This window comes from Pedobacter sp. 01N416 (genome assembly GCF_056399685.1).
In genome coordinates, this window is record NZ_JBFTRT010000308.1 from 1 (window position 1) to 10,566 (window position 10,566).

Genomic DNA, 10,566 nt, shown 5'->3' on the forward strand with positions numbered 1-10,566 from the left:
GATCAGGCCGTCATCAAAGTGGTTACTCAATTCGAAAGAACTTAACTCATAGAAGCCATCTTTATGTACTTGTAAAATACGATCGTCGCCATCAAATTCACCCAGGTATTTCCCACGGCCATCAACATTTAAGCGTTTTAATAAATCATCATACCAGATTTTCAGTCCAGATAAAGTAGAAACTCCTTTGCTCTTCAGAATGATTTTTTTGACCGGATATTTCGAAATGATATTCCCCTGCGAGCCACGTCCTTTAATGGCCACTTCTGCAAAATCCTGATCGAACTGAAGCTTGCGCAATTTAGAGTGCGGTTTTAATGCAACATTTACTATCTCAGCTTCTCCGTTCGGATTGGCTGTAAAATATAAAACCTTCGAACCTTTCGATCCCTTGGTTAAATCGTATTCTTTATCGCGTGTTACCCCAACTACAGCAAACCTTTTAATATACGAAGTACCACTTGCACCATCTTTATAAACCATGTTGTAAATGGTACGCTCATCGTTTTTCTTAAATACCTGGGCGTGTATAATGCCTTTACCTACAAAGGTTTTATCGGCTACCTTGGTGATAATGCATTTACCATCCTCACGGAAAACAATTACTTCGTCTATATCCGAACAATCGGCCACAAATTCATCTTTACGTAAACCCGATCCGATAAATCCGTCCTCACGGTTCATGTACAGTTTTACATTCGCCAATGCAACTTTCGATGCTTCTACGCGATCGAACAAACGGATTTCAGTTTTACGTTCTCTTCCTTTTCCGTATTTATCTTTCAGTTTCTGGTACCAGGCAACAGCGTAATCGGTAAGGTGTTTTAAGTGGTTTTTAACTACTTTAATTTCATCTTCCAGGTTTTTCATCTGCTCATCGGCCTTTTTCACATCAAAACGGGTGATGCTACTCATTGGCTTATCAATCAGCTTCTTAAAATCCTCAGGTAAAATTTCGCGGTAAAGCGATGGCTTAAACGGATCAAATAAAATGTGTAATACCTCAACTACGGTATCAAAGTTGGTTGAGTTTTCATATTCAGGATTTTTGTACATCCCCTCCTGAATAAATATTTTAAGTAAAGAACTAAAGAAAATCTTCTCCTGCAACTCGTGCAAGCGGATCTCCAACTCTCTTTTTAATAAATTTTTAGTGTGTTTTGTATTTTCAATCAGGATATCGTTCACACTCAAAAAGAGTGGCTTATCCCCTTGAATAATACAGGTATTTGGCGAAATAGACACCTCACAAGCCGTAAAGGCATATAGCACACCTTTCAGCGCTTCTATCGAGGCATCCAGCAATTCGATAAAATTGTGCGGCATTACCTTGGTAGCCAAACCCACGGCAATACCCTCAGCACCCTGTGCCAATAACAAAGGGAATTTAACCGGTAAAGTTATTGGCTCATTATTACGCCCGTCATAACTTAACTGCCACTCGGTAGTATCAGGGTTAAACACCACATCGTTGGCAAATTTTGATAAACGTGCCTCGATATAACGTGGTGCTGCAGCACTATCGCCAGTAACCGGATCCCCCCAGTTACCCTGCATATCAATCAATAAATCTTTTTGACCAATCTGCACCATCGCATCGCCAATAGATGCATCACCATGCGGGTGATATTTCATGGTATTACCGATTACATTGGCCGCCTTATTAAAACGTCCATCATCCATCTCTTTAAGCGAGTGCATAATGCGCCGTTGAACAGGCTTAAGTCCATCGTTAATGTGCGGAACTGCCCTATCGAGAATTACATAAGACGCATAATCGAGAAACCAGTTTTCGTATAAACCGTTGATTGGGGTTATGGTATGTTTGTGCTCTTCGTTTACGTTTTGATCTAATTCTTCACTCATTTATTTACAAAAATTGGCAGCCGTAAATATAATAAAAATGATTTCATAGAATGAAGAGAGGTTATTCACATTTCGAGATGGGAAATTCGTTTTTAATGACCTGACGATTTATGTATTGGCCACGGAGGCACGGAAATCACGGAGTATATTTCGTCATCTCGACCGTAGCGGAGAGATCTTTAAATTCAAATTGAACAATTTCATCCTATCGGCTGGTGTCTCACCTGCCGAAATCTAAATTTGTTTGTATTGATTTAGAAAGCAGGGTTCCGTAAATTTTGTTTAATGTTTCCTCCGGCTTTCCGATGCGATCTTTTTTGCCCTCCAGCTCAGCCCAAGGCAGCAAAAAAGGATCTTCTCTTCAATCCGGTTTAGAAAAATAGTTTCGTGGTGCTATTTAGGGTTGCAGGGTGCATAGAAAGACCCATAGACGCTATTTGAAATTAAAAATAAAAAACAATTATAGGGTCAGCCGAGCTTATATTCCCTTATATATCTTATATGGTAAAAGAGGCAAGAAAAAGATCCTTCACTGCGTTACCATTGACGTTATTTTGTAATCATTTAAATATGACAGGTTTGTGCCAACTGTGTATGCCCGCCCAACTAGGCCCGTAGCACCATATCCTCGTTCTACTTAAATCCGGCCTAACAAATTTTTCGGGCTCCACCGAAACAGCCAACCTACTAACTTCGAACGAAAAATTTTCAGCCGGTGTTTTTTGTTTTTTCATGGGCTTTTATGTTTTTAACGGCATTCAAGCTAGCTACGCTGGTCTTTTTGACACCAAAAAGAAAGAGCCCATCGGCGGCGGTGAGCCGAGGAAAGCATGAGCTGTATGGTAAAAAAATAATCAATTATATACGTCATTAATATTGACTTTTATACAATAAATTAATCCTCAGGATAACAAATCATTTGGTTATTCCACCCCCAACAGCACGCCCGAAACATTCCATGCGCTTGAGCTCGAACCTTCTGGTTTACCCATCGGGATGGTTACTTTTATGGTATGCGGTCCGGCTTTTAAATCACCCAAACTTATCCATTCGGGATTGGTAACTGTGCCTGGACACCAGTTAGAACGGCTTAAATCTGACGAGGAAAGACCCGTTTCGAAATTTCCAGAGGCAGGATTCGACAATCGGTACGAACCGCAATCCTGGCGCCATGGCGTAAAAGCGAATGTTTCTTTTTCATCCAGCCAGATGGTGTTTTTCCGTGGTACAAACTCATCGCCATTTCCCCAACCACCATGGCCTGTTGTAATGTAGCGTAGTTTTGCATCTTTTAGGTCTTTTGCTAAGGTGAAAGAAACTTCCAACCCTTTATCGCTGCTAAACATAGTTGCATATTCTTGTCCAGCCATTTCCATTACGTTGGTCGAATTAAATAAAGGCAAAATTACTTCTTTGGCTTCTTTTTGTCTTCCTCCATTATGCAGTGTTATATTTAAAGAAACTTTATGACCGCCCTTATCATAGTTACCAACAAAAACAGCTATCCAAACTTCTTTTCCATTTACCAGCGGGAACAGTTCTGAAACATCCTGTCTGTAATAAACTTTCTCCGCCCAATTTTTATCCTTCAGTTTTAAATTATTGTATTTACCCACACCGAAAGGGGTAAAAAAGCGCATCAACTCTATAACGGGATTATAATTTGCTGTAGCCACAACACCCTGGTATTTCTTTCCATTACCATTGTCGTAAACCGGCAGGTCTTTAACAGAATTTTTAAGTGCATCCATTAAACTGATCTGTTTATCGGTTGGGATGATAAATACCGATCCTGTTCTATCATAAGCATCGCCGTTCGATTGTTCGGTTAAATCGACAAAAACATTCGGGTCGGACTGAAGCTCAGGAAATTTAACTTTCCTGGCAATCACGGTCCCTCCCGCAAAGCGGAATACAGAATCGTTCGATTGTGGTTTATCTATAAAATTGATCGTTTCGTTATTAAAAACACTTAGCGTGGTAAACCTGCTTTTCCAAAGCAAATCTTTATACGTTAATGCATCGGTAAGCTTAGCACTTATTTTTTGGAGATCGATCAATTTCGAATTTTTAACTTCTTCAATTTTTGTAGCCGTTACAAAGCTACTGCCGTTACGCACCTGCTCTAAAACCAAACCAAGGTTCTGGCCCAAATTGGTTGGTGCCGCTTTAATACCTGCTTCAATAGTGTACCAAAGATCAATTCTATTCGAATTAACTACCGTGGTGGCCTTTTTGCAGGTATAACCCAAAATCACTTTGGTTTCGTTGCTCAACTCAAAAGTTTGCTTGCCAATTGCAAGGCTATCGGCAGTTGCAATCTGCTTATCTATACCTAAATCGGCAACCTGAAACAAAATTTGTGCAGGTTTCGTAACAATGCTTTGTTCGTAAGGATACTTTGCTTTACGATCGAGAATAGCTGCATAGCTAATTAAATTCTGGCTTGCTGAAGCCATTACCACAGTTGGATTGCGGTCTTCCTTCGGCTTTCCATCAGCGGAGCGGAAGTAAACTATTTTATAAACCGCATTATTTTTAAGGACGATCTGCGCATTTGCGCCAAAAGAAATAAAAAGGGAGAAAACGAGGGTGTAGAGTTGCTTCATTATGGCTAAAAAACCAAATATAAGTATAAAAGTCGGAGGTCCGAGGTCGGGAGTTAGAACTACATTCTAATAGAAATTCGTCATTGCGAGGAGGAATCCCGAATGTTCGGGAAAGCAATCTTACAACCATGGGTCATAGCGACCGCATTAAGATTGCTTCGTCGGCTGAAAAAGCCTTCTCGCAAAGACGACCTGTCGAGAGATGCCTCCCCGCCTATCTTTCCAACCGATCCTCAACAAAAGCAAAAGGCAGTAAACTCTTTACACTGGGCACTTTTAATACTTCTCCGTTCAAACAGTAAAAAATCACCTCAATCGGCGTATTTTGCTTGCGCTCAAACTCTGCCATCACCTGCAAACAACCTCCGCAAGAAGTAACAGGCTTTAAAATCTCAAAATTATCAGTTTGGGCAGTAATAGCCATACTTTCAATAACTGCGTTTGGATAGGTAGCACCAATGGTAAAAAGGGCAACACGCTCTGCACAAAGTCCAGATGGGTAGGCTAAATTTTCCTGGTTGCTGCCTAATATCGTTTCGCCAGAGGCCAAACGGATTGCTGTACCCACCCTGAATTTAGAATAAGGAGAATATGAAGTATTTAAAGCCTCTGCTGCAAGTTCGCAAAGTGTTCTGTCTGCCACTGTTAATTCTGTAATACTTTCGTATTGTTCAAAAGTTATATTTAGATTTATTGAATTCATTTGTAACTAATTAGGAAACCGCCAATATTAAATTTTTATAGCGGGCGAACAATTTAAGTTATTTTTTGTATTATTTAGTAAAACATGCCTTAAAATTAATTTTAATGGCATGCTTTTGGCATTTATCAAACACCAAACACGCTTAGCTTTGAATAAATACGTACGCAAAAGTCTAAAAATTTTATTGTGGGTAATTGCTTCCATCATCATTCTGGTTGTTGGTTTGGCGCTATCTTTAAATATTCCGGCAGTTCAGAATTTTGTTAAAGACAAAGCTATTAACTATCTTAAAAACAAAACCAAAACAGAGGTAAGTTTAGAGAGCATTAAAATTGCGCTGCCAAAAGATGTGGTTTTGAACAAATTTTATATTGAAGACCGTAAGGGCGATACCTTATTATATGCTGAAAAACTTGCGGTTGATATCAGCTTATTCAAACTGTTAAAAAACACCATCGAGATCAATAATATTGAACTAAAAAATGTACGCGCCAATGTGAAGCGCATCACTCCCGATACTACATTTAATTTTTCATTTCTGGTGGATGCCTTTGCAAGCGATCAGAAAAAACCCGAAGAAAAAATAAAAAAAGATACCACCTCTACCCTCAAATTCTCTGTCGATAAAGTTTCATTTGAAGATATAGGCATTAACTATCGTGATGATGTTGCGGGAAATGATGTGAAATTATACCTGGGTGCCTTTAAAACCAAAATCAAAGATTTCGATTTAGCCAATCAGCACTACGTAATTAAAGAATTAAGTTTAGTGAACACTTCTTTACGTTATCTGCAGCAAAAACCACTAGTTCACCTGGTGCAGCACATTACAAACAGTGTTGATAGCAGCGAGAAAGAACAAGGCAAACTGCCATTAATAGAAGTGCAGAACTTCATTTTTAGTAAGGTAAAGGTAAATTACGACGATCAGTTATCGACCACCAAAGCCGTTGCCGATGTAAACGATCTGGGCCTGGTAAACCTAAAAGTAGATTTAACCAACAGTAAGTATGCTGTTGATGATGCCCATTTAAATAAATCGAATATCCTTTTTGCTTTTAAACCTGCACCAAGTAACGATTTAAAGAAAGTTAAAGATACCGTAGTTCCCGAAAAATCGCCTTTGGGTTTAATTATTAAGAACATCAGTTTGGCCGATAATAATGTACAGTTTGATAATATTGGGGCAAAGCCTATCACTAAAGGCATGGACTTTAACCACCTTAAAATTACCCAGCTAAACTTAGGCGCCAGTGATGTAAGTTATAGCGCCGCTGGCATAAAAGCCAATGTTAAAAATGGATCGTTAAAGGAAAAAAGTGGTTTTGTACTGGATCAGCTGAGAGGCGATGCGGTGTATAACGACAAACAGATCAAACTGAGCAATTTCATTTTAAAAACACCTAATACTTCAATCGAAAATGCGACTGAATTAAATTTTACCTCGATGGAGGATTTAACCAAACATCCTGATATCAACACCGATATGGGTGGAGCGATTTTGGTAGCCGGTATGAAAGGACCAAAAGGTAAGGAAAGTTATAAGGCCGACATTAACTTAAACAACTTTAATGTGGGCAGGCTATTAAAAATGCAACCTAAACTGGGTAGGATTTCGGTTAAGGCAAATGTGGCAGGCACAGGACTCGATCCTAAAAAAATTAATGCAAAGTTTAACGCCAAAGTGATTAGTGCTTATTACAACAAATATACCTACCGTAATTTAAGCCTTGCCGGGAATTACAGTAATCAGAACATCAGTATTAAGAGTAGCATGCCCGATAGCAATGCCAACTTTAATTTAGATGCTAAAGTGAATCTGGCAGGAAAATATCCTGCTGTAAAAGCCGATTTAAACTTAAAGCAGGTAAACCTGCAGGCATTGAACTTTAGTCCAACGGTATTAAGTGCAGCAGGTATAGTTAAAGTAGACCTCGCTACCGCCGATGCTGATTATTTAAATGGGTCGGTTGATATTACGGGCTTACAATTGGTAAAAGACAAACAAAAAATCAATGTAGATACGATTTCCATCCGGGCTAAATCAACTGCGACAGAAAACGAGCTGACCTTAAAATCTGAAATACTATCAGCAAAAATTGATGGCAAGTACCAGCTCACCAAAGTTGGCGACGCCATTATCAACGAAATTAATAAATACTACGCCTTTGGTACCGTTGCTAAAGTTCCCGACCAAAGGCTAAGGTTTTTTGTACAGGTTTACGATTCTAAATTATTAAAGGAATTTGTACCCGAATTAACGGTATTCAAACAATCGCAGTTTTATGGATTAATCGATACACAAAAAGACAGCTTACAGATTAAAGGGAATTTCCCACAGGTGGTTTATGGCGATTTTAAGGTAGATACTACGGTTTTAAACATCAATAATGATAACAATAAACTGGCTTATAGTTTAACGGTTAAAAGTCTCCAAAGCCCAGCTATTGCACTCTTTAATACGGAAGTAAGTGGCGATGCTTCAAATAATAATTTAGGCGTTAACATCTTCTTGCGAGATAGAAAGCTTAAAAATAAATATGTAATTGGTGGTACCTTTCAATCGATTAATAAGGATTTCAAATTCACTTTAGATCCGCAAAAATTATTGCTCGATTATCAAAAATGGGTGGTTTCGCAAGATAACTATATTCAATTTGGTGCATCAGGCATATTGGTTAACCAGTTCCAGATTAGTAATAGTGGTCAATCACTTTCCATCAATAGTAATCCTACCGAACCAAATGCGCCCTTGGCAGTAGAATTTAAAGATTTCCAATTAGAAACCTTAACCAAATTTGCAGAAACCGATACCACTTTGGTCGGTGGTCGATTAAATGGAACCGCAAACGTTAAAGATTTGGCCAGCACACCAAAATTTGAGGCAAATTTAACCATCGATCAGTTGCGTTATCAAAAAGATCAACTGGGCACTTTACGCCTGGCCGTAAACAACAATACCGAAAATGCCTTTGAGGTAAATGTTGCTTTAACTGGGGTGCACGAGTTAAGGGTTAACGGCTTCTATTATACTGCACCAGAAAGCGCTTTAGATCTTACGGTAAACATCGATAAGATTGAAATGAAAAATATAGAGAGTTTATCTGCAGGTCAGCTTAAACGTGGTACTGGTACCTTAACAGGCGCGTTAACAGTTAAAGGTGCACTAACAGCTCCGAAAATACTGGGCGATTTAACTTTCAATAATGCAGGCTTTAATGTGGCTTATGTAAATTCATATTTCCGCATGCCTAACGAAAAGATTTCATTCACAAACGAAGGCATCAGTTTTAACAATTTTACACTCCTTGATTCCTTAAATCAAAAAGCAACCATCAATGGAAAAGTTTACACCACCGATTTTAAAAATTACCGTTTCGGTTTAGATATCCGAACAAACAATTTCAGGGCAATCAATTCGACCGCAGCTGATAATGATATGATTTACGGAACAGTATTCTTAACCAGCAATATTAAAGTACGCGGAGATTTGAACCAGCCAGATGTAAACATGAATGTTAATGTAAATAAGGGCACAAAGTTTTTCTTTGCTTTGCCTTCAAGTGATCCGGCGATTATTGACCAGGAAGGTATAGTACAGTTTATTGATGCCGATGCACCTCCTTTTAACGGACAAAAAGCTTTAAAAGTTGATAGCATCAGTAAATCACCAATTAAAGGTTTAAACCTCGTAGCGGCTGTAAAAGTAGATCCAGAGGCAGAACTGAATGTGGTTGTAGATGCATCTACTGGCGATAATTTAAAAGTTAGGGGCGATGCAGACTTAAATGTAACGATGGATCCAAGCGGTAAAATTAGCGTGACCGGTCGCTATGAAATAGTTGATGGTTCATACAATTTAACGCTGGCTGTTGTAAAAAAAGAATTTAAACTGGTTAAAGGCAGTACCATTGTCTGGACAGGTGAACCTACTTCAGCTACTGCAAATATTACGGCTTTATACGAAGTTAATGCTGCGCCTATCGACCTGTTAAACCAGCCAGATCTTTACGAGGCGAGAACAAAATTGCCTTTTCAGGTTTATTTGATGATAAAAGGGGAATTATTAAAACCAACCATTTCATTTAAGCTCGATCTGCCAGAAAATGAACGTGGCGCTTTAAATGGCCAGGTTTACACCAAATTGATTAATGTAAACCGCGATGAAAGTGAGTTGAACAAACAGGTTCTTTCTTTACTTGCCCTAAACAGGTTTATTGCGAATAATCCTTTTCAAAGCTTGGCCGGCGGCGGTGGCGGCGTTTCTACCCTTGCCCGTTCGAGTGTAAGCAAACTGTTAACGGAACAATTGAATAATTTAACCTCCGATTTAATCCAGGGTGTTGATCTTAACTTCGGTGTAAATTCATCCGAAGATTACTCAACAGGTTCGATGCAGCAAAAAACAGATCTGGAGGTTGGCTTATCGAAAAAACTGTTGAATGACAGATTAACCGTAAGCGTAGGAAGCTCTTTTGCTTTAGAAGGACCACAGGCTCCAGGGGAAAAATCGACCAATATTGCAGGAAACGTGAACGTAGAATATGCGCTTTCTGCTGATGGACGATACCGTTTAAGGGCCTACCGCCGAAACCAGAACGATATGATTGTACAGGGACAGATTGTTGAAACAGGTTTAGGCTTTACGCTGGTGGTAGATTACAATAAGTTTAGAGAGATTTTTCAAAAGAAAAGAATAAGAAGAATAAGAAACATTGAACAGAAAGCACAAGATGAGAAAACTAACTAGACCGCTTTTATTTTTACTGGCCTGTTTAGTTTGGGCGGCTTGCAGCAGTACCAAATCGTTAAAACCAGGGCAGATTTTATATACCGGTGCTGAGGTAAAAATCAATCCAGACTCATCGGGGAAAATTGATAATGAAAAACAGGTTAAAACCGACCTTGAAGCTAAAACAAGACCACGCCCCAATAAGTCGATTTTGGGTATAAAATATAAGCTTGGCATTTACAATCTTGCAGGAGAACCCAAAAAACCAAAGGGTTTTAGAAACTGGCTACGCAGACAAGGGGAACCACCTGTGTTATTAAGCGAGGTAAAGTTGAAATACAACAATGATGTATTATCCAGTTATCTTATTAGTGAAGGCTATTTACAGGCAAATGTTACCGGCGATACCGTTGTAAAAGGGAAAAAAGGTAAGGCCATCTATACTGCAGTTACGGGACAACGTTATAAAATCAACAAGATTAATTTCCCTCCAGATACCGGGGCGCTCACCAAAATCATTAATGCCAACAAAGATAAAACCTTGTTAAAAGTTGGCGATTATTATGATATTGACACCTACAAAAATGAACGGATCAGAATTGATAACGACTTAAAAGAAAATGGCTATTTCTATTTCAGTCCCGATTATTTAATTA

General features: G+C 38.9%; 4 protein-coding genes and 1 pseudogene. 2 read left to right on the forward strand and 3 right to left on the reverse strand.

The features are described 5' to 3' along the window. The 3 genes from AC1DND_RS16920 to AC1DND_RS16930 all read right to left on the reverse strand — a co-directional run. Positions 1-1,866 (reverse strand): DNA gyrase subunit A (locus AC1DND_RS16920; RefSeq protein ID WP_477583367.1); only part of this gene is annotated, 1,866 nt, incomplete at its 3' end. 923 nt (positions 1,867-2,789) lie between these two features. Then, positions 2,790-4,475 carry a PNGase F N-terminal domain-containing protein gene (locus tag AC1DND_RS16925; protein ID WP_477583369.1) on the reverse strand — a complete coding sequence of 562 codons (1,686 nt, stop codon included), beginning with the start codon at positions 4,473-4,475 and terminating at the stop codon, positions 2,790-2,792. Between the two features lie 214 nt (positions 4,476-4,689). Beyond that, positions 4,690-5,178: a cytidine deaminase gene (locus tag AC1DND_RS16930; RefSeq protein WP_477583370.1), complete on the reverse strand. Its 489-nt coding sequence runs from the start codon at positions 5,176-5,178 to the stop codon at positions 4,690-4,692. A 109-nt stretch (positions 5,179-5,287) separates the two neighbouring features. On the opposite strand from AC1DND_RS16930, the gene AC1DND_RS16935 reads away from it, so the two are divergent. Beyond that, positions 5,288-9,928, forward strand: a complete 4,641-nt coding sequence (locus AC1DND_RS16935) for a translocation/assembly module TamB domain-containing protein (protein WP_477583372.1) — start codon at positions 5,288-5,290, stop codon at positions 9,926-9,928. Then, positions 9,912-10,566 (forward strand): annotated as a pseudogene (locus AC1DND_RS16940) (translocation and assembly module lipoprotein TamL); the annotation flags it as partial. The gene AC1DND_RS16935 and the pseudogene AC1DND_RS16940, both read left to right, overlap by 17 nt.